At 37.8% G+C, this 21,784-nt stretch carries 19 protein-coding genes, 1 tRNA gene and 1 rRNA gene; 6 read left to right on the forward strand and 15 right to left on the reverse strand.

Features of this window, described 5'->3' with window-relative positions; genetic code table 11:
• A 5S ribosomal RNA gene (rrf, locus tag F4V57_RS15130) occupies positions 1 to 80 on the forward strand; the annotation flags it as partial.
• Between the two features lie 312 nt (positions 81 to 392).
• Here rrf and F4V57_RS08930 read toward each other — a convergent pair.
• The 3 genes from F4V57_RS08930 to F4V57_RS08940 all read right to left on the reverse strand — a co-directional run bounded on the left by F4V57_RS08930 (position 393) and on the right by F4V57_RS08940 (position 4,441).
• Positions 393 to 465 (reverse strand) — tRNA-Arg (locus F4V57_RS08930).
• Positions 466 to 554: 89 nt separating this feature from the next.
• Entirely contained in the window at positions 555 to 1,916 is a 1,362-nt protein-coding gene (locus tag F4V57_RS08935; protein ID WP_070068585.1) for an amino acid permease, read from the reverse strand.
• Between the two features lie 701 nt (positions 1,917 to 2,617).
• Positions 2,618 to 4,441 carry an acyl-CoA dehydrogenase C-terminal domain-containing protein gene (locus F4V57_RS08940; protein WP_070068584.1) on the reverse strand — a complete coding sequence of 608 codons (1,824 nt, stop codon included), beginning with the start codon at positions 4,439 to 4,441 and terminating at the stop codon, positions 2,618 to 2,620.
• A 218-nt stretch (positions 4,442 to 4,659) separates the two neighbouring features.
• Here F4V57_RS08940 and F4V57_RS08945 point away from each other — a divergent pair, with 218 nt between their 5' ends.
• Positions 4,660 to 6,804, forward strand: a complete 2,145-nt coding sequence (locus F4V57_RS08945) for a hypothetical protein (protein WP_070068583.1) — start codon at positions 4,660 to 4,662, stop codon at positions 6,802 to 6,804.
• Positions 6,805 to 6,900: 96 nt separating this feature from the next.
• Here the strand turns inward: F4V57_RS08945 and aroE are convergent, their stop codons facing one another.
• Positions 6,901 to 7,707, reverse strand: a complete 807-nt coding sequence (gene aroE, locus F4V57_RS08950; protein WP_070068582.1) for a shikimate dehydrogenase — start codon at positions 7,705 to 7,707, stop codon at positions 6,901 to 6,903.
• Between the two features lie 180 nt (positions 7,708 to 7,887).
• Positions 7,888 to 8,118: a helix-turn-helix domain-containing protein gene (locus F4V57_RS08955; RefSeq protein ID WP_070068581.1), complete on the reverse strand. Its 231-nt coding sequence runs from the start codon at positions 8,116 to 8,118 to the stop codon at positions 7,888 to 7,890.
• Between the two features lie 201 nt (positions 8,119 to 8,319).
• Between F4V57_RS08955 and F4V57_RS08960 the strand changes: the two genes are divergently transcribed.
• Positions 8,320 to 8,676, forward strand: coding sequence for a hypothetical protein (locus tag F4V57_RS08960; RefSeq protein ID WP_070068580.1), 357 nt, complete (start codon positions 8,320 to 8,322; stop codon positions 8,674 to 8,676).
• Positions 8,677 to 8,802: 126 nt separating this feature from the next.
• On the opposite strand, the gene hemF is transcribed toward F4V57_RS08960, so the two are convergent.
• The gene (hemF, locus tag F4V57_RS08965; protein WP_070068579.1) at positions 8,803 to 9,747 is read right to left on the reverse strand and encodes an oxygen-dependent coproporphyrinogen oxidase; all 945 of its coding nucleotides are present in this window, start codon (positions 9,745 to 9,747) and stop codon (positions 8,803 to 8,805) included.
• Positions 9,748 to 9,938: 191 nt separating this feature from the next.
• Positions 9,939 to 10,526, reverse strand: coding sequence for a GTP cyclohydrolase II (gene ribA, locus F4V57_RS08970; protein ID WP_070068578.1), 588 nt, complete (start codon positions 10,524 to 10,526; stop codon positions 9,939 to 9,941).
• Positions 10,527 to 10,814: 288 nt separating this feature from the next.
• Between ribA and dxs the strand changes: the two genes are divergently transcribed.
• Together dxs and F4V57_RS08980 are read left to right on the forward strand one after the other, a co-directional pair.
• On the forward strand, positions 10,815 to 12,743 hold the full coding sequence (dxs, locus tag F4V57_RS08975; protein ID WP_070068577.1) for a 1-deoxy-D-xylulose-5-phosphate synthase: 1,929 nt from the start codon (positions 10,815 to 10,817) through the stop codon (positions 12,741 to 12,743).
• A gap of 101 nt (positions 12,744 to 12,844) precedes the next feature.
• Positions 12,845 to 13,675 carry an inositol monophosphatase family protein gene (locus F4V57_RS08980; protein ID WP_070068576.1) on the forward strand — a complete coding sequence of 277 codons (831 nt, stop codon included), beginning with the start codon at positions 12,845 to 12,847 and terminating at the stop codon, positions 13,673 to 13,675.
• Positions 13,676 to 13,731: 56 nt separating this feature from the next.
• Here F4V57_RS08980 and F4V57_RS08985 read toward each other — a convergent pair whose 3' ends face one another.
• The 3 genes from F4V57_RS08985 to radC are packed head-to-tail and all read right to left on the reverse strand — an operon-like array spanning position 13,732 to position 17,092.
• A complete protein-coding gene (locus F4V57_RS08985) occupies positions 13,732 to 15,384 on the reverse strand; it encodes a phosphoethanolamine transferase (protein ID WP_070068575.1) in 1,653 nt (550 codons plus the stop codon).
• 53 nt (positions 15,385 to 15,437) lie between these two features.
• Positions 15,438 to 16,349 (reverse strand): bestrophin family protein, encoded by a 912-nt coding sequence (locus F4V57_RS08990; protein ID WP_070068574.1) that lies wholly within the window; start codon positions 16,347 to 16,349, stop codon positions 15,438 to 15,440.
• A 47-nt stretch (positions 16,350 to 16,396) separates the two neighbouring features.
• Positions 16,397 to 17,092 carry a RadC family protein gene (gene radC, locus F4V57_RS08995; protein ID WP_070068573.1) on the reverse strand — a complete coding sequence of 232 codons (696 nt, stop codon included), beginning with the start codon at positions 17,090 to 17,092 and terminating at the stop codon, positions 16,397 to 16,399.
• Positions 17,093 to 17,278: 186 nt separating this feature from the next.
• On the opposite strand from radC, the gene coaBC reads away from it, so the two are divergent.
• Complete coding sequence (coaBC, locus tag F4V57_RS09000) at positions 17,279 to 18,529, forward strand: bifunctional phosphopantothenoylcysteine decarboxylase/phosphopantothenate--cysteine ligase CoaBC (protein WP_070068572.1); 1,251 nt, start codon at positions 17,279 to 17,281, stop codon at positions 18,527 to 18,529.
• A gap of 29 nt (positions 18,530 to 18,558) precedes the next feature.
• Here coaBC and F4V57_RS09005 read toward each other — a convergent pair whose 3' ends face one another.
• The 5 genes from F4V57_RS09005 to rsgA form a co-directional block, all read right to left on the reverse strand.
• Positions 18,559 to 19,341: a YdcF family protein gene (locus F4V57_RS09005; protein ID WP_070068571.1), complete on the reverse strand. Its 783-nt coding sequence runs from the start codon at positions 19,339 to 19,341 to the stop codon at positions 18,559 to 18,561.
• Between the two features lie 92 nt (positions 19,342 to 19,433).
• Positions 19,434 to 19,898, reverse strand: coding sequence for a protein-export chaperone SecB (gene secB, locus F4V57_RS09010; protein ID WP_070068570.1), 465 nt, complete (start codon positions 19,896 to 19,898; stop codon positions 19,434 to 19,436).
• A 32-nt stretch (positions 19,899 to 19,930) separates the two neighbouring features.
• Positions 19,931 to 20,191: a glutaredoxin 3 gene (grxC, locus tag F4V57_RS09015; RefSeq protein WP_070068569.1), complete on the reverse strand. Its 261-nt coding sequence runs from the start codon at positions 20,189 to 20,191 to the stop codon at positions 19,931 to 19,933.
• Positions 20,192 to 20,203: 12 nt separating this feature from the next.
• Positions 20,204 to 20,614: a rhodanese-like domain-containing protein gene (locus F4V57_RS09020; RefSeq protein ID WP_070068568.1), complete on the reverse strand. Its 411-nt coding sequence runs from the start codon at positions 20,612 to 20,614 to the stop codon at positions 20,204 to 20,206.
• A 101-nt stretch (positions 20,615 to 20,715) separates the two neighbouring features.
• Positions 20,716 to 21,780, reverse strand: coding sequence for a ribosome small subunit-dependent GTPase A (gene rsgA, locus F4V57_RS09025; protein WP_070068567.1), 1,065 nt, complete (start codon positions 21,778 to 21,780; stop codon positions 20,716 to 20,718).
• Positions 21,781 to 21,784 lie beyond the last annotated feature (4 nt).

A 21,784-nucleotide genomic window follows, 5' to 3' on the forward strand; every position in this document is an offset into this window, starting at 1 on the left:
CTTACCGAACTCAGAAGTGAAACCTCTTCGCGCTGATGGTAGTGTGGGGTTACCCATGTGAGAGTAAGTCATCGCCAGCTCATTATTCTAACCCCCGGTAGTCATCCTGCCGGGGGTTCTTCTTTTATCCAAATAAAATCCATATTTTAAATACTCCCTCAGCCTTGCATATGATTCCAGATAACATGATCGATATTTTAGTTCTTCCATGTGAAACCATTCATTGTATCTATTGATTTCTTATTTATAGTTTTAAAATAAATTGAGTATATATGTCTTTATAGGTGAGTTTTTATTAAAATATTTGGGATTATCTAATAGTTAACTTTTTGTTTTTGTATTTTTCAAAATTTGGAAAAATATATCATTTTTTATTCTTATAAATTAGGTTGTGCGCTCAGCGGGACTCGAACCCACGTCGGTTGCTTAGGAGGCAACTGCTCTATCCAGTTAAGCTATAAGCGCAAAGTGCTGTTAAATGTAACGTAAAACGATAAGAAAAAAAAGTCATTCCAAAGAAATAACTTCTTATAAATGAAAAGAATGTTGAATGTTTAATCAGCTTTTGGATTTAATATTTTAAATAAGATAAACATTAAGATAATCCATATAGGAATCATGATGACAGATTCTTTGAATCCCTGTGTCCACATGATATATAAAATCAAAGCGATAAATGCCAGTACAAAATAATTGCTTAGAGGCGAAAATAAAGCTGGATAATGAGTCTTGATATTATTGGCATTTATAAACTTCTTATATTTTAAATGGGTAAGAGAAATCATTGCCCAGTTTAAAACTAATGCGCCCACAACAATATACATAAGATGTCCAAGTGCTTTTTCTGGAACAAAATAATTTAATAATACGCAACCAAAAATTAATATGGCAGAGAGTAATACAGCGGGTACGGGTACACCTTTGGTACTGGTTTTTGCGAATAATTTGGGAGCATTCCCTTGTTTTGCGAGGCTATAAAGCATACGACTATTGGCAAACATGCCGCTGTTATATACAGAAAGTGCTGCGGTTAAAATAATGAAGTTAAGGAGATGTGCCGCCCAGTTAATTCCCAGCTGACTAAAAATCATTACAAATGGACTTTTATCTAAACTACCACTACCAAGATTTAGTTGATTCCATGGGACTAAAGAGAGTAGAACTGTTAATGCTCCTACATAAAAGACGAGTACACGGAATATGACCTGATTGATTGCTCTTGGGATGGTTTTTTGTGGGTTATCCGCTTCGGCTGCAGCCATACCGATTAGTTCAATTCCTCCAAATGCGAACATCAGGAATGCCAGCATGTAAAAAAGACCCTCAAATCCATTTGGAAAGAAGCCACCATGTGCCCATAAATTACTAAAAGATGCATTGGAGTCTTGTGCTGGGTTAAAAACTAGAAATAAGCCAAAAATAATCATGGCAATGACCGCAGAAACTTTAATAATGGCGAGCCAAAATTCAGATTCACCGTAAATTTTTACATTAGTCAGATTAATAAGGGTGACAAATAGGAAAAAAATTAATGCTGATACCCAGACCGGAATATCAGGCCACCAGTAATTAATATATTTGCCAATGGCTGTAAGTTCAGACATTGCAACCAGCACATACAAAATCCAATAATTCCAACCAGTCAAAAATCCGGGAAATTTCCCCCAATATTTATAGGCAAAATGACTAAAAGAGCCTGCAACAGGTTCTTCAACGATCATTTCACCTAATTGACGCATGATTAAGAAAACGATTAAACCTCCAATCGCATAGCCTAGAATAATTGAAGGTCCAGCTGATTTAATAATATCAGCAGATCCTAGAAATAATCCTGTTCCAATTGCGCCACCCATGGCAATGAGCTGAATGTGTCGGTTTTTCAAACCTCTTTGTAGCCCTGAAGTTCTTTGATCCAATGACAATACTCTTAAATAATCAAGATAGTGTATTGTAATGGATCACTATAAATTCGCATATACATAATAAGTATGGATGCTCCAAAGTAATAAAATCAGACTCAAATTTTTGAGATTTTCCACCTCTAGATAAAACCCCACATTAATAATGCGATTAGCCCAATTGAAAAACTAATTAAAAGTGTTTCACAGAATTGAGTAAATGATTAAGTAAGCCATGGTCTCAATAATTGTGTAATTGCATAAAAAGTGAAAAGTAATGCAGAAAATTTAGGACTTGGAGTGGGTTGAATTTTTTGTAATTTATTGCGCATATATCACAGATCCCATAAAACTGGCACTAATAAATATTGCGAATAGCAAGAGATCTTTCATGTTGTGTAATATGAGAACTGCCAAAGAACACCAATGATTTGATAAAAATATGAATTAAATAAATCGAGTCGATCATTGAAATATATAACAAACCAATTCCAAAATGGTAAAAAATCAGGCATCACAGTGCTGTGATTAACCCAAAATTTAGATTTCTAATGAAATTTCTTGAATAGAAATAAAATCAAAATGTTTTGTATTTTTATACATTATTATAATTAACTACAAGGCATCTTTTTTAATGATTATTGGGAACTAAGTAGTTTCACTAAACTCCCCTGTAAGCCGGGGAATCTAATGAAATGAAGATAACAATTTGGGTATGTTTAATAATCAAAACTAAAATGTTCAGATTTTAGAGAAGTTAGACCACGTGAAGGATTCATCATGGCTTCAGCATGTCCTTGTGAGCGGGGTAGCAATCGATCAAAGTAAAAATTAGCAACTTTGAGTTTTGCTTTATAAAAGTCGATACTTTCCTTACCATCACCTTTTTCGATTTTATCTGAAGCAACCGCTGCTTGTTGTGCCCAGAAGTAAGCCATCATGGCATAGCCTGAAAACATGAGATAATCTACACTGGCACTGGAAACAATGTCACGGTCTTTTCGGGCTGTTAGCCAGATACGTGTTGTTAATAATCCCCATTGCGTACAGATTTTTGTCAGATCCCAGACGAAACGACGTAAATATTTGTTTCGGGCATGTTGTCCACAAAATTTAAGAATTTCACTTGTATATGTAGCAATAATTTTACCACGAGTACCGATTAATACTTTGCGTCCAAGTAAATCTAAAGCTTGAACACCGGTGGTTCCTTCATACAGTGTGGCAATTCGTGCATCTCGCACGATTTGCTCCATTCCCCATTCCTTAATATAACCGTGTCCGCCAAAAACTTGTACTCCTTGATTTGCCGATTCAAAGCCCATTTCGGTAAGAAAGCCTTTCAAAATCGGAGTATAAAATCCAAGGGTTGCATCTAACTCTTGATATTTGGCTTGATCACCCTGTGCCAGGGCATCAGACATTTTATCAGCAATTTGTGCCGTGTAATAAATCATGGCACGTCCGCCTTCAGCAATAGCTTTTTGGGTTAATAGCATACGGCGTACATCGGCATGATGGATAATGGCATCGGCGACTTTATCTGGATCTTTTTTTCCGGATAATGCTCGCATGGATAAGCGTTCCCGTGCATAAGGTAATGCACCTTGAAAAGAAAGTTCAGCATGGGCAACGCCTTGAACGGCTGTTCCTAAGCGGGCTGTATTCATGAAAGTGAACATGGCATGTAAGCCTTTATTGGGTTCTCCAATCAGGAATCCTGTTGCTTCTTCAAAGTTCAGTACGGCTGTTGCAGATGCTTTGATTCCCATTTTATGTTCGATAGAACCACAATTTACCGCATTACGTTCGCCAATTTGGCCATCTTCTGTTGGTAAAAATTTAGGTACAATAAATAGGGAAATTCCTTTTGTTCCTTTTGGTGCATCGGGTAGTCGTGCCAATACGATGTGAACAATATTTTCGGTCAGATCATGTTCACCGGCAGAAATAAAGATTTTTGTACCTGATATTTTATAGTGACCATTTGATTGAGGTTCTGCTTTGGTTTTGACTTGTCCTAAATCTGTACCACATTGTGGTTCTGTCAGGCACATAGTGCCACTCCATGTGCCGGCAACAAGATGAGGCATATAGGTGTTTTTTTGTTGTTCTGTACCAAATTCCAGGATGGTATTCATACATCCCATACTTAAACCGGGGTACATGGTGAATGACCAATTTGCCGTTCCCATCATCTCGGATTTGATGATGTTTAATGATAACGGTAAACCTTGTCCACCGTATTGTTCAGGATAGGATAAGCCTTGCCAGCCTCCCTGAACGAATTGATCATAAGCTTCTTTATAACCTTTAGGCGTGGTCACATCGCCATTATTCCAATGACAGCCTTCACTGTCGCCAGATTGATAAAGTGGTGACAAGGTATTTTCACAAAAATCTGCGGCGCCTTCTAAAATCATGTCAATTGTGTCGGCATCAACCAGATCGCTATTGGATAATGTCTTGTAGTGTGATGAGAAATCAAACACTTCATTCATTAGAAAACGGATGTCACGTAATGGGGCTTTATATACTGGCATGGTAGCGTCCTATCTAATCATTATTCATTTATACTTTTTCATTATTCATATTTTGATGTGAATAACATTGATAATAGCGCATAAAACTATTGTCAGAAAGGCGAATAGCAACACAATTACAATAGAATTATTATGTTAATTTATTTATGTTTTATGCTGCTTTTTCTTTTAAAGAATAATGGCAACAGGATAATTTAATTCTAAAATATGGTGCGTCAATGAAACTTAAAATATTAACATTTGCATTATTGAGCTTGGGTATGGTGGGCTGTGCAAGTCAATCGATTAATCAACAAAAAGTTGCATTAAACCAACAGGTTTATCACGGCTATGAACAACTGGTATCTAAACAAAGTTATGCATTCGACGGAAAAATACGTTTTAATGCAGAACTACAACCCGATACAAAAAATAATGTTTCAACTGAACAAAATGTGGATCGTCAGCAGCGATTGCAATTATTTGCTCAGGCATTTCCACAGCAAAATAATTTGACAGAAATTGAGCGTCAGTGGATGCGTGAAGGTCTGGAAAAAGGTACTGAAACATCTTCCGATACAAAATCAGAACGTCTGAATAAAGTCATACAGGTATTTATGCAGCGTTATTATATGAGTTTTGATGGGGTAGTTGACCTTAAGCATGGCCAACTCAGTTTAAATCCTAAATTTGGTTATCAGGCAAAAAATGCACAAGGCTGGATGGTTTTTCCTTTGGCACTGGATCTGAATAATTCTAAGGCTTATGCAGATATTTCAGCATTGTCACCTATTACAACCGATCCAAAATATGATGGTCGATATATCGTTTTTGATTATGCAGATTTTTTAGCAAAAGCAAATGTGGATACTAAACCCTTACTACAATTTTTACGTGAGTATTTGTTGACTAATGCTGCTTTGGCGCAAGAAAATGATTACCAACATATTGCATTATCTGCACAAGATAAACAGGCTGGCGGTGTACAAAAGATCCGTTATCACTCTACCTATCAGGAATTGATGGCACAATACAGTTTGTTTTTCTATTTGAATCAGAATTATTTGAAAAAAACTTTGGTTTTGGGAGATGGAAAAACTCCTCTTGATTTTAACCTAACCCAGTTAATGAAAACCGGTCAGCCAATTACCGGGGCTGTCAATACGGATAAACTTACTGATGCTGTATTACATGAGCAGAATGATGCAGATCAAGCCTATCTACGACTAACTACAGCTATTTCTTCACTGGATTTAGATGAAGAAAATATAGACGAAGCAGTAGATCACGATTCTGGTGTGGAAGCCAAGCCAGATGCCACTGATGATATTTATCTCCAGTATTTCGCAGCATTAAAAGCATTTGATCAGTATAAATCTGATCAATTAATTACTGCCAAGCAATTACAAAAAATTGTATTGGATAATCCACAAGCTTATAACGCTTTAATTCAGGCGGCAAAATCAGGTTCAGAGGAATTACAACTCTTATTAGGGAATGAATTTACCAATGACATCGTATTGGATGCAAAAGGGCGTTTAATTCGTTCTCAAATGAACTATGATTTTAAAGGTTTGGAACAGCTAGGGATCAAAAACTTCTCTGGTCAATTTGATATGAACATTCATAGTTATGGTTCTGCCAAAATTGATCAAAAAGCTTTAAAAGAAGCTGTCCCATTTGATCAAGCAGCAAATGATCAAAGTATTTTAAAACTTGGTGAAAAATTATCGAAAGATACATCTTCCAAGGACGATAATAGTAAGACATGGGGTAACCAGCAACGCTATGAACGCTTAGCCCAAAATCTAGTGAGTAAAAATCAAAGTGCATTTGAAACATATCGTACTGTATTACTGTATGGTATGTTGCTGGAAGGAGATGAACAGCCTGAAAATACTCAAGATATGAAGGATTTACAACTTGCTGTTGATGTGGAAGCATTTAGCGTGGCCAAAGATAAAAAATGGCCGTTGACTGCCCAACAACAAAAATATTCACAACAACTGGGTACAGATGCTGTGACGAATTACTATATTCCTACTTACCTTGCGTACAGTATTGAGGATATTGTTCATAAGGCATATCAAGAACGCCAACTACATAATGATTTTCTAAAATTACGCAAACAGGGTAAAACCAATGCTCAAATTTTTGCGAATTTGTATGAAAAATTAGATCAGCAAGACTATGGGGTTTCGGATAATGAAAATTACCAGAAACAGTCTAAAATCTTTGCAAATACAATTGGTGAAATCGCTGCACAAGATTTAAAAACACAAACAATTGATACACAAAGATTAAAAACTCTTAATAGCGGGCAATTAGATGATTTGAATGCTAAGGCCTATAAGCAAGTGTATCAATTATTTTTAAAGAAATAAGCATTAAATATTCATCTGATTTCGCAATGAATGAAATCAGATGAAATGTTTTAAAAGTTTGTTTAACTCTTAATTGATTAGGGTATTTAGGCTTTTTTATACTGTAGGTGTTTGAAATAAAAGATCCTGAATATCAGGGGAACACCCATTCCATCGTTTAAAAGATTCGGCTGCTTGGCCGACTAACATTGACCAACCATCTGCAACGGGTAAATTTTGTTCTTTTACTTGTTCAATGAAACTTGATGCTTTGCCATAGGCCATTTCATAAGCGGCTTGAAATTGTAAAGTTTCAGGAAGTTTTAAAGGTTCACCAGATAAACTCGCAGATGTAGCATTAATGACTATATTAAATTCACCTTGTAATTGATCTAATGCAATGGCGGATAGAGAGAGTGCTGGTGTAAATGGCTTGACATCCGTAATTAGTTGTTGTGCACGGACCAAAGTGCGATTAGCAATCGTAATATGTGCAACACCAGCTTGAGCCAAAGGATAGATTACGCCACGTGTGGCGCCACCCGCACCCAGAATTAGGATTTTACTTTTAGATAGTTGCCATCCCTGTGCTTGCAGAGCAATAACCAAACCTTGACCATCGGTATTATCCCCGTAAAGTTGCCCATCCTGCATCCACAGCGTATTTACAGCCTTGGCAATTTGGGCGCGTTCGGTAAGAACATCACATAGAGCAAACGCTTGTTCTTTAAATGGAACAGTAATATTTAAGCCACAACCACCATGTTTAAAGAATTCTGTTACTGTTTTCGCAAAACCATCTAACGGTGCAAGAATTTTTTCATAATTAAGATTAATCGCTGTTTTTTGAGCGAAGGCTAAATGTAGTTCCGGAGAGCGAGAGTGTGCAATTGGATTACCCACTACGGCAAATTTTTTGATCATAATACGCTGTATCATTTAAAGTTTGATATTAATTTAGCAACTTACGAAAGAAGAAGTGATTCTTTCATTTACTTGTTATGCATCATATCATTACAGAAAACAAGAAATTTCGTAAGACATCCAGATGATAAAAATTATGCGGATTTATGAAAGATAAGCAAGTTTTTCTATAATTACATATTATTTTTCAATGATTTTTAGTACTTCAGACGGTTGGATATTTAATGCCTCACAAATTTCAATATATTCTATGATGTCAAGTTTTCTATCTTTACCTTCAATTTTTGCAATATACGATTGAGGTTTACCTAATTGATGTGCAATTTGAGTCTGTGTCATTCTGGCTTGCTTTCTTGCTGCAATTAAGCAATCTATCAAGATTTGATAACGTTGTTGATAAATCGTCTTCATGTCGACGTCAAGACTGTTGAAAGTGACTTGACATTTTTATCCTATTTTAGAATAATCCCATTTTAGGATTTTTTAATTAAGTTTGTGTTTTGTTATATTTGAAAAATGTAGGGGTTTAATTTTTAAATAAAAATTAATGTTTGATTATGTAGTGAAATTGAAAAAAGCAAAACAGCGTGTATTGTGTAGAGGGAAGTGGGTATGGCTCTAGGATTTTTGTTTACACCACAACAAGCAATTGATAATTTTATTCAATTTGCCAGAAATGCAGAAATTACAGCACTTGCAAGAGAGGGTAAATATATCGCTTTTCTGATTATCTTAAATATCTCTGAGAATGTATATTTGAAGAATCTAAATAAAGTAGGAAAAGAAGGAGTGGATGTATTTATGACCGAAATTGAAATTAGAATCACACGATATGATTTTAAAGATACAATGGCGTATGTTGGTAATATATGTAATATACCAACCAAATCTGTTGTAGAAAAAACCTTTGATCAACTAGAACGTATTGTTATTATTCACGATCAGACAGTTTTTACATGGTCATTTTAGTTTTTATAATAATTTAATCCAATTATCATGTAATGGTAAAAATGTAATTTAGACATTATTAGAAGTGATTATTCTCTCTAAGAAAAACGCCAAAACCTTATCCAAAATTTTGGCGATAGCAATAAATTACTGGATATTCAAACTCAACCAGTTTCTTGGTTTTAGATAATAATCGGTCAAACGTTTTTCAGCAGAATGTTCATCCCACTCTTTGCGATACGCCCATGATACTAGATTCGGCAAACTTACAAGAATTGATTCTGTGCGTCCACCGGATTGTAAACCAAAAATTGTACCCCGATCATAGATAAGGTTAAATTCTACATAACGCCCACGACGATAAAGCTGAAATTCACGTTGTTCATCGGTATAAGGTTTATCCTGATTTTTTTGGAAGATTGGTAAAATTGCTTCCAGATAGCCATTGCCCACAGCCTGTATATATTTAAAGCAAGTTTCAAAGTCCCATTCATTTAAATCATCAAAAAACAGACCACCAATACCACGTTGTTCATCACGATGTTTTAGATAGAAATAATCATCACACCATTTTTTATGACGATCATACACATCATCACCAAACGGTTCGCACAGATCATGTGCTTTTTGATGCCAAGCAGTACAATCTTCATCATTGGCATAGAAAGGTGTTAGGTCAAAACCTCCACCAAACCACCAGATTGGTTTTTGTCCTTCTTTTTGTGCTACGAATAAACGTACGTTAGCATGTGATGTGGGAACATTCGGATTTTTGGGATGAATGACTAATGAAACCCCTAATGCTTGCGCCTGTGTTCCAGCAAGTTCTGGATGACGTTCGGTTGCTGATGGTGGCAATTGTGCAATGTCAATGTGGGAGAACATCACACCACCTTTTTCAATTACAACACCTTCTTGTAGAATACGGGAACGTCCACCGCCACCTTCATGACGTTGCCAATCATCTATAATAAATTTTGCATTCCCACCACCAGCTTGTTCCTGTTGTTCTAGTCCTGCACAAATCCGTGCCTGTAGATCTAATAAAAATTCACGCACACGTTGAATGTCAGCAGAAGTAGGGTGTTGCATATTGAATCACCTTTGTTATGATTAATTACAATACATCAAAGCATAAATGCATAAAAAAAGTAAGGGTTTTTTCTATACTTTTTTAAAAATTGATTGAGATTACCGACACTCTTCTATATTGCAAAAAGTGCTTTTAAAGTTTGTTATTCAATCTATTTATATTGTATAGCACCAATATAATATATCTGATATCAGTACATGTGATCCATACGTTCTTTTTTAGTCTTTAAATATTGCTCGTTTAGGGGGTTTACACCAACGACCAAAGGCACTCTTTCACTAACATTAATGCCAAGAGATTTTAATGCTTCGATTTTAAGTGGATTGTTTGTAATTAATTTAACTTTTTCGATTCCAAGATGTTGTAGCATGATATTACACATATCGTAACGGCGTGCATCAGCAGGAAGATTAAGTAACAGATTGGCATCTACGGTGTCATGTCCTTGATCCTGTAAAGCATAGGCACGAATTTTATTAGTGAGACCAATACCTCGGCCTTCCTGACGTAAGTACAAAATCGCACCTCGGCCTTCTTTCTGAATAAGTTCCATTGTTGCATGCAATTGCGGACCACAATCGCATTTTAATGAGGCAAATGCATCACCAGTAAGGCATTCTGAGTGAATACGAACCAAAGCAGGATTTGGATTGGGTAATTCCAGTCCTTTTGAAAGCGCAACGTGTTCTTCTCCTGTCACGGGATCCTGAAATACGCTGATCTTAAAATCGCCATGAGCGGTAGGAAGATTTGAGCTAGCCACAAATTCAATTGACACGGTAAAATACTCATCAATGCATTAAAAACAACGATTAAGTATAGCGTAATGTGTTAAAGTTACTAGAATTGCTTAGCATATTTTGTGCAATCTCATGATCTTTTTTGTATAAAGCCCATAATAAAGGTTGATAAATACAGTGAAGATTCAGGATAATTCACTATTCTTTTTTGCTACTTTGCAATTTAAATTGCAGTTTTCGTTATGGTGGTTACACAATGATGCCGTCATGACATGACATCAACTTTCCTAGCTGAAATTGCAAGGTATATCGAAGGCTTCGTCCACATGTTGTATACAGAGATTCCTACACAACGTCCGAATACTCCTCTATTAGATAGCGTAGATTATCCCGCACAATTGCGTCTGCTATCTGTAAGGCAGTTAAAAACGCTGGCGGATGAATTACGTTTATTTTTACTGTATGCAGCAGGGCAAAGTGGTGGTCATTTTGGTGCAAATCTGGGTGTTGTCGAATTAACTATTGCCCTGCATTATTGTCTAAATACACCTTATGATCGCTTATTATGGGATGTTGGTCATCAGGCTTATGCACATAAAGCTTTGACAGGTAGACGAGAGGCTTTAACCCGAATTCGTGCCAAAGACGGCTTAGCTGCATTTCCTGCAAGAGAAGAATCTGAATATGATACTTTTGGTGTTGGGCATTCATCTACGGCGATTTCTGCTGGGTTAGGAATGTCGCTAGCATCACGCTACCAACAACAATCAAGAGAAATTGTTGCAGTAGTAGGTGATGGTGCCATGACTGCCGGAATGGCATTTGAAGCGATGAATGATGCTGTTGCCCATCATGCCGATATGATGGTTGTATTGAATGACAATGATATGTCTATATCGCAAAGTACAGGTGGTTTTGCCAAACATCTGGCAGCAATTTGGCAAAGTGGTCATTTTGTGACCTTGAATATACAAGGCGAGGCAGAAGTATTGCCACATCCTGAGTGGAGTTATACTTCAAGATTGCATGAAGCAGCAACAGATGCTGCAGACAACCTGTTTAAGGCGATTGGTTTTGAATATTATGGACCTTTTGATGGGCATAATATCGAACATCTCATTCAAGTACTACAGGCTGTGAAAAAGCGTAAAGGACCACGTTTGATTCATGTATATACTAAAAAAGGTAAGGGCTTCGCACCAGCAGAAGCTGATCCGATTACTTACCATGCAATTGCTAAAGTTAATTTATCTCCAGTAAAAACACCAATAAAAAAACTTAAAAAATATTCCGATGTTTTTGGTGACTGGTTGTGTGATGAAGCCAAACAGGATTCACGTTTATTGGCAATTACACCAGCCATGTGCGAAGGCTCTGGAATGGTTAAATTTGCTCAGGAATTTAAAGATCGTTTTTTTGATGTAGCAATTGCAGAGCAGCATGCAGTTACTTTGGCTGCAGGTATGGCCTGCGAAGGTCTAAAACCAGTCGTTGCAATTTATTCAACATTCTTACAGCGTGGTTACGATCAGTTAATTCATGATGTAGCATTACAGAATCTGGATGTGACTTTTGGAATTGACCGTGCCGGTTTGGTCGGTGAAGATGGTCCAACACATGCCGGTGCCTACGATTATGCTTATATGCGTACAGTGCCAAATCTAGTAATTATGGCGCCAAAAGACGAAAATGAATGTCGGCAAATGTTACATACTGCATATTTGTACCACGGACCGGCAGCAGTACGCTATCCTCGAGGAACCGGTGTTGGGGTAGAAATTCAGCAACAGTTGACAGAATTGCCGATAGGTCAAGCTGAAGTTGTGGCTGAATATGGTCATGATGTAGAGCGAATCAGTATTTTGGCTTTCGGTAGTCGGGTATATCCTGCACTGGACGTTGCAAAACAGCTGTATCAGCAATTTGAAATGAATGTGCGTGTGGTGAATATGCGTTATGTCAAACCACTTGATGGGCAAATGATTGCACATTGTATTGCTGATAGTCAGTTATTGGTGACAGTTGAAGAGCATGCGGTGATGGCTGGTGCAGGAAGCGCAGTAAATGAATGGCTTGCTCAGCATCAAAAACAAATTCCTGTCTGTAATATTGGTTTACCAGATTCATTTCTCCATCAGGCAACACATCAGCAAATGCTTGCCAGTGTTGGACTGGATGAACGAGGAATTTTGCAGCAAATTTTACAGTATTGGCAGGCTTTAAAAAAACCTCAGCCATTTATTGCTCATGCATAATAACTTAAAAATTTAATGACCATAGATGCTGAAATTTGTTAGAATAGACAAGCTATACGCATTATTCTTTATCAAATTTCGTTATTAGGGTTAGGTGATCCATGGAACCTATGGTGGTCATGGCTGCTCGTGCAGCACAAATTGTTGGTCAGGAGCTTTTAAAAGCACATAAAAATCGTCACATGCTCGATTTACAAATTGAAGAAAAAGGCATTGATGGACCAGTTACTCGGGTGGATCGCTATATTGAACAGCTCACCATTGATACCCTAAAACGTAGTTACAAAAATCATAGTTATCTTGGTGAAGAGTTTGGTTTTCAAGAAGGTAAAGGTCACGATGCAGATTGGTGCTGGGTGATTGATCCTTTAGATGGTACTCAAAATTTTATTAATGGTTTCCCACATTTTTGTATTTCAATTGCAGTTCAACATAAAGGCGTAACACAACACGGGGTCATTTATGATCCTGTGCGTGATGAGTTATTTTCTGCTAGTCGTGGTCGTGGTGCCATGTTAAATCAGCGCCGTATTCGGGTTAATATTCGTGATACGCTTGATAATAGTTTTTTGGCAGTAGGTCATCCGTTTAAAGCATTACGTGGTGAAGAAGTGGTGTCTTATGCTGAACAACACTTTGCCTCATTGCTTGCTGTCACTAAAGCTGGTGCCAATATCCGCCGTGGTGGTTCTGCTGCACTGGATTTAGCTTATGTCGCTGCCGGTCGTTTTGATGGTTATTTTGAAGTGAATTTAAAACCTTGGGATCTGGCTGCTGGTGAGTTATTGGTACGTGAAGCAGGCGGAACCGTCGTTGATGCTCGTGGTGGGCAAGAATCATTCCATAATGGTCAGGTCTTTGCTTGTTCGCTAAAATTGCTTAAGCCATTGATGCAAGCTGTTATTCCTGCCTGGGGCGATGCCGTGAAATAATCACGGACTTGAGTTAAAGCTAGAACCACAGATATTTGATGATATCGGTGGTTTTTTTATGGATGCTGCTGACATTGTTGTAACATATCCAATGTAGGATTTTTAATATGACTATCGACATCCAGTAAGCTTAATAGCGTTGGAAATAAGTTATCCTGACTTAAAGCCTGCTGAGTTTGTCGATTTAGGCAATTTTCATGATCTGGATTATTGGTTTTCCAGCGCTGTGATAACCACATTATCATTGGGATATGTGTTTGCTGGTTTGGTGCCATAAAATAAGGTGCGCCATGTAGATATAAACCATGTTCTCCAGTAGATTCGCCATGATCAGATAAATACCACAACATACTTTGGTAATGATGAGGATCATTTTCCAGAACGTGAATAATACTCGCTAATACATGATCTGTATAAATAATGGTATTGTCATAGACATTGATTAAGGATTCCCGTGAACAATCCTGAATATTATTGGTGTTACATATTGGTTGAAAGTGCTGAAAATTTGCAGGTGTACGTTTGTAATATGCTGGTCCATGACTGCCGATTTGATGTAAAACAATAATTTGTGGTTGTTGATCATCTATTGGAATTTGTTTCAAATAAAGCTGTAATGATTCCACTAAAATTTGGTCAAGGCATTCACCATCCTGACAGTATTTTTGTTGGAGTGCTGTTGGAATGACATAATTATGAACACGATCACAAACATCCTTACAGCCAGAATCATTGTCAATCCAAGTGACGTGGTATCCGGCACGTTTTAATACATCCAGTAAATTCTCTCTGGTATAAGCTGTTCTTTCATCATAATTAAGTCTTGGCATACCTGAAAACATACAGGGCACAGATACTGCCGTTTCGGTTCCACAGGATGTAACGTGCTGAAAGTTAATAATCGGTAATTGGCTTAACTCAGGATTGGTGTTTTTTGAATAACCATTTAATGAAAAACTTTCTGCACGAGCAGTTTCACCGACAACCAACACCATGAGTTTAGGAGGATGCTTAGCAGTATAGTTGGTATTGTGAGATGCATCAGTACCATAATTGGCAATAGGTCCTTTGCTTTGATGACTCAATTTTTTATGGTAAGACCAGATCGCATGAATGGTATTCTGAGGACTGATAAAATTACGTAACTCTCGATGCCCACGAAAAATTGATGATAGTTCTAGGTAATAACTAAAAATGATGACGGCACTACAAGATAATATGAGCAAAATAGAAAGCATTTTACTCACGATAAGATTTTTAAATGATGTTTTTTTAATTTGAATTAGACTAAAGAGTGCGACTGGAAGTATCACCAATAAAATGAGCCAGAGTGCAAAATCAGGGCTTAATAAATCAAAGGCTTCACTATGATTGGTTTGTAAAGCATTTTGCAATTGTAAGGCATCGATACCGATCCCCAAACTATTACAGAAATAGCTACTTAAACTGGCAATGATTAAGATAATTCCCAATAACCACTTTGCATTCCAATGCCATAACAGAAGGGTTAAACAGAGATACATGTAACCGATAAGCAAAAAACCCATGCCCAGATTAAATAAATATAGCCAAATGCCCTGAAAGGCAGACAGTTCGGATAAGTGTTCAAATAATCGATAATTTAGTGCTAGCCCTAACCAACAAGAAGCAACAGCAAGATAGCTATTCAGGCTAAGTTTTAGATTTTTTAATGATTGCCAGAATTTCATGGGAGATTACATCAAGATGAAACCAGCCATCATAATGTAGTGATCAAAAAATTCTATAGCAAATTGTGATCTTCTGCTTGGATAGGCGGTGGTGTGGGGCGGCCAAGACTACTTAGTAAGTCAATTTCTATATTACGCACCATGGAGTCTAGTGGTAAATCATTGCTTTGTGTGCCAAAAGGTTCTTCTATTTCTGTACTTAATGCATCAAGACCCAAAAAAGTATAAGCCAGTAATCCGACCACAAGAGGTGTTGCTAAGCCTAATAATGCACCTAAGCTAAATGGTAATAAGATACAAAATCCATAAACAGTACGGTTAAGCAGCACAGAATAGGCAAAAGGAATCGGTGTGGTTGCAATACGGTCACAACCTGTATGCATTAAACTTAATTCATGTACGTGTTGATTAAGCTGTGCATAACAGATATCAGAAATTTCACCTTCCTTTAATGCCTGCATAAATTCCCATTGAATCAGACTTAAAGTATATTGTGGTACATTGACATGCTGATAGAGCTGTCGTAATTGTGCTTCACTCATGCCAATCACTTCATTTAATGCAGCAGGTTGATTAGTCTGTTGACGTAAGCGATCCCGTAATACATTCGCAAATACAATCACTTGTTCAATTGCACGCTCACGCCTTGCCTGTGTCAGGATACGGCAATCACGATCGAGATGTCGTGAGGTTGCGATTAATATGCCCCAAAGTTTTCTGGCTTCCCACCAGCGATCATAACAAGCACCATTTTTGAAGCCTAAAAAAATGGATAAGACAAGACCAATAAGAGTAAAGGCCATCAGTGGTAATTCAGGGAAATGATAGATATTGTTATATTCCAGGCCACCAATAATTGTAGAGAGCAGCATCACAAACCCCAGTGGCGGTAGAATTTTGGGTAATAAAGTTCCCCGCCATGAAAATAACATTTTAAATGTATTGGTAGTATGACGAACGATCATGGGTTCTCGAATATGTCAATCGATCAGGAGTAAGTGAATAGATATTATCATGCTTTTGCCTTGGCTAGAATTCCCTGTTCAGCAAAGGAGAAATAATCATTGTGACTGATAATAAAATGATCCGCCAAGTGTAAATCCAGTAATTGGCACGCCGAGCTGAGTTTATCAGTAAAAGTCAAATCTTCTGGTGAAGGCAAAGCATGACCTTGAGGATGATTATGAACAGCAATCAAATGAAAGGCCTTTTTTTGTAAAGCAAAGCGGACAATGTCCTGAGTAGATACCGAACATTGTTGAAATGTACCTCGAAATAAAATTTCAAATTCAAGTAATTGACAATGTTGATCCAGCAATAAAACTGCAAAAAGTTCTTGTCGTTCACTGCGTAATTTTGATTTTAGAAAATCAATAATCAGTGTCGAATTCTGTAAATTGGCGCTGAGTTCAAGTTGTTGCTGTAAATAACGCTGAGCCAAGGCTTTACTTGCCAATAACAATGCATACTTACTGGAACCGATACCTTTAAATTCGGTGAGTTCGTCAATACTGGCATCCAAGATTTGTCTAAGTCCACCAAAATGAGTTAATAATTGTCTGGCTAAACTCACAGCACTGTGTTGTTGATAGCCTGTGCGTAAAAAAATTGCCAATAATTCTGCATCTGAAAGCGCATCAGCACCTTGCGATAATAAACGTTCCCGAGGACGTTCCTGTGTTGGCCAGTGTTTAATTGGGTTGCTCATATTCGTATTGTAAATTTCGCTGAAATAATTAAAAGCTTAGAAAAAATTAACCTATAACACAATTATTTATATCTTGTGAATAAATTTGGCATTGATAAAAAAAGTAATGTGGCTTGTTTAGTAATTACTTGGGCTTGAAGGTATTTAATGTTATTGTGAGCGCCATTGCAAGAACCAGGGATTGTAATGAAGCTAGAAGCCAAAGCCCTACAAACTCGCCGTATTGTGCTGGGTGTTACAGGTGGAATCGCTGCCTATAAAAGTGCGATTTTAGTTCGTCGTTTAAAGGATTATGGTTTTGATGTCCGTGTGGTGATGAGCCATGGCGCACAAGCCTTTATTACTCCGTTGACTTTTCAGGCTTTATCCGGATATCCGGTGCATACTGAATTGCTGGATGCTGAAGCAGAATCTGGTATGGGTCATATTGAACTGGCTCGCTGGGCAGATTTATTACTGATTGCACCGGCAAGCTGTGACAGTATTGCCAAATGTGCCAATGGTCTAGCTGATGATTTACTGAGTACTATTTATCTGGCCAGTAAAGCACCTGTATGGGTTGCACCAGCGATGAATCAACAAATGTGGGCTGCCAAATCGACACAACGGAATTTAACAACACTGGTTGAAGATGGTGTTCATATTGTTATGCCGGAAGCTGGTGAACAGGCATGTGGTGATGTCGGTTTGGGACGTCTGGCAGAACCTGAACAGATTGCAGCTGCAGTAAATGATTTCTTTGCTCAGGCTGAGCGCGATATTTCTGAAAAGTTTGGATTACTGGCTGGAAAAAATGTTGTGATTACGGCTGGGCCTACACGTGAACTGATCGACCCTGTGCGCTATATTTCTAACCATAGTACAGGGAAAATGGGATTTGCAATTGCAGAAGCTTGTTATGCTGCTGGAGCAAAAGTAACTTTGATTTCCGGCCCCGTAAGTTTGAATACACCCAATGGTGTGCAGCGTATCCAGATACAAACGGCTCAGGAAATGTTAGAAGCGAGTCTGCAACTGGTTGAAGCCTGTGATGTTTTTATTGCTACCGCCGCTGTTGCAGATTACCGTGTAGCACACGTAGCAGAACATAAAATCAAAAAAGCAGGAGATGAGCTAACAGTAAGCTTAATCAAAAATCCTGATATTGTTGCAACGATTGCACAGCAACAACAGCGGCCATTTATGGTTGGTTTCGCTGCAGAAACACAAAATATTGAAGAATATGCGAAAGCAAAATTAAAAGCCAAAAAACTGGATATGATCGCTTGTAATGACGTGTCAAGAAGTGATATCGGTTTTGCTTCTGATGAAAATGCCATGACGGTATTTTTTGCCGAACAATACCATTTACCACAGCGTATATTGGAAAAAGCAGCTAAAAAAGACATTGCCATGCAGCTGGTTGACTCGATTGCCAAAGCATTAGCTGGATCGTAATACAATGTGCCAGAAATCTGGCACATGATTTAATATTCGTTAAGTATCCAACCACTAATATAGGCAAAATATTCTCTTAACCAGACATTAAAGCTTGTTGCCTTGGGTGTAGGCGCGCTAATCATCTCAACATGTTGATAACCCTGTTGCTTGGCAATTGCTGCGGCTCTAACGGTATGAAAATCACTGGTAACTACAGCAATTGGTGAAGATAAATCAAGCTGATATCTACTTAGAATCATCTGACTATTTCTGAAGTTAAGGTCAGTGCTGGTACTTTGATTTTCTTGTACTATACGCTGTAATGGAATTTGATATTGATGATGTAGATAGTTCGCCATGACTTCAGCTTCACTATAATGTTCAGAAAAACCCAGCCCGCCGCTGACGATTATCGGAATATCTGAGTATTGCTGCGCGATGGTTGCTGCGGTATCAAGTCGTTTGGCAAGGGTTGGACTAGGTTGGTCACCTTGAACACCGGAACCTAGAACAATAATTGCTTTTGGAGGCTGGATAAAACGATGATGATCACTAATTTTTTGTGCAACCAGCATGACAAAGCCAAAAAAAGTGATGCACCAGAGAAAAAATAATATCCAGATTCCGCACCAAAAATTTCTTAAAGCTGGATGTGAACGTAAATAAGTTTGTAGCCACGACCAAGTAAAACCATGGCATAAAAAAATTATACCAATTAACAAGGGTAAAATCGTACCCAAATGGATTTTACCCATTAGGATCAGAACAAAGCCATTCAAAAACAGGATTGTGCCAAGAATAAATAATAAGCTGCGACTAATCATTGACATAAACAGGCAAATTAAACATGAGTATTAAAAAGTATAATTCAGATAAAAAGAAACCACAGTAAAAACTGTGGTTGTGCGTGTATTAAAATAATCTAGGCCTGACCAGCCGCATCCGCTTGTTCTGTCAAACGTTGCATATTGGATTCAAATTCAGCATCAAAGTTGATTGGACTTAATAATAATTGTGGGAAGCTGCCTTTGCTTACCAAGTCATTGACTGCTTCACGCAGGAATGGAAATAAAATATTCGGACAATATGCACCTAAAACATAAGGTAAACGTTCTTGTTCGACACCATCTAATAGAAAGATTCCTGCTTGAGTGACATCAACAATAAACGCAGTTTCAGTTGCGTTGTTTGCAGTGACAACAACTTTTAGAGATACTTCGTAATGTGTCGGATCAAGTTGTTCGGCAGCAGATGACAAATTAATATTAAGCTCAGGTTGCCATTCTTTAGTGAAGACTTGTGCCCCTGGAACTTCAAAAGAAACATCTTTTAAATAAATACGTTCAAGCGCAAGTTGTGGTTGTGCGGCTTGTTGTTCTTCGCTCATTGTGTGTTCCTTAGTGTTTTGGATTAGAAAAGTTAGTTATTAAGTAGTTGGTCTAGCTTACCTTCACGCTCTAAAGCATAAAGTTGATCAAAACCACCAATGAATTGATCATTGATAAAAATTTGTGGAACAGTACGATGGTTGGTACGTTGCATTAATTCAATACGTACCTCAGGTGCTTCTTGGGAGAGATTAACTTCTTTATAAGCAATGCCTTTGCGTTCAAGAAGTTGCTTCGCCCGAATACAGTAAGGGCATACTGTGGTCGAATAGACTGTAACATTTGTAGTCATAAGATACTCTCGTTATTTTTGTGATTTGACCAGTGGAAGATTTTGTCCTTTCCAGTTGATAATGCCGCCATCCAGACGATAGCTATCATGATGACCAACTTTTTGTAAGGCAGAACCAGCCACCTGACCCATATTGCAGATAAAAATCAGCGGGCGATCATAAGCTTTCAATTCTTCAATGTGCTTGTCTAATTGACTATAAGGAATATTACGGCTACCACTAATATGTCCTTGTTTAAAATCTTTACCGTCACGTAAATCAATTAATTGTGCATTTTGTGCCTTGGTTAAAATACCCAGAGCCTGCGGTGAAATTTTACGTCCGTTACGGCGACTTTCAAGTACAAAAAACAGGACAATCAATACCCCAAGTACACCAAATAAGATTGGGTGATTACCCATGAATTCTAACCAACGTTCCACATTTCACCTTAATATCTAGATTTAAAACCGAACATAGTATAACCCATATATAGCGATGAAAAAGCCAACTTCAAGGGTAAAATTGATTGCAGTGATGATTTTTATGCATCTTCCAGTTCGCTTAACAAACGATTCATGCTATCCAGACGGCGCTGCAATACCAAGCCTTGTGTTGCGGCATCACGTAATGCACATTTTTTTTCATGCTGATGTGTACAATTACGAAATTGACAGAGTCCATAAAATGGCTGAAATTCAGGAAAACCAGCGTAAATATTTTGTGCGGTGAGATGCCATAATCCAAATTCACGAATTCCTGGAGAATCAATGATTGCAGTATCCTGATTCAGTTGAATTAAGCGGGTAGATGTTGTGGTGTGTTGTCCTAGTGCTGAGTTTTCGGAAATAATATTGGTTTTTTGTGCGGCATCGGGAATTAACGTATTAATGAGTGAACTTTTGCCTACACCAGATTGTCCAACAAACACGACAGTTTTGTGCTGCATCAGTGCCATTAACTGCTGGGGATGATGAGGGTTGTTCGTTGTTGTACTGGCTTGTGTTATACAGGCAGCATAACCTAGAGATTGATATTCTTTTAATAGTATTGAGATATGATCATTTTCCTGTATCAGATCAGCTTTATTTAAAACCAATAATGGTAAAATATTTGCAGTTTGGCAAGCAACAAGATAACGATCAATCAGCATGGGTGAAGGTTCTGGCGTGGCAGCAAAAACAATCACAATTAAATCAACATTTGCAGCGACAGGTTTTAGTTTATGATAACGGTCAGGTCGGCTAAGTAAAGACTGGCGAGGATGTAATGCAGTGATCACGCCTAATCCGGTATTTGGGTCTGCTTGCCATGTCACACGATCTCCGGTAACCAATGCGTCAAGATTGGTACGGGTATGGCAACGCCAGATTTCCCCTAATTGGATAGGTCGCCAGAATGCATCTGGTTCATTTTCCATAGCGACAGGTTTTTCAGGCATGTGTTTAGGCAATGAGCAAACTTGTACTTCAAGCTGTCGCCCATAATGTTGAACAATTAGACCTTCTATATCTAGAAGTGTATCGAATTCCTGTTGTCGATGTTGCTGCTGTTTTTCAATACGTCGTTGCTGTTGTTCAGTTAAGCGGCGTTTGCGGATTAATGCCATGCGC

Source organism: Acinetobacter qingfengensis (assembly GCF_008693185.1).
Classification (GTDB): domain Bacteria; phylum Pseudomonadota; class Gammaproteobacteria; order Pseudomonadales; family Moraxellaceae; genus Acinetobacter; species Acinetobacter qingfengensis.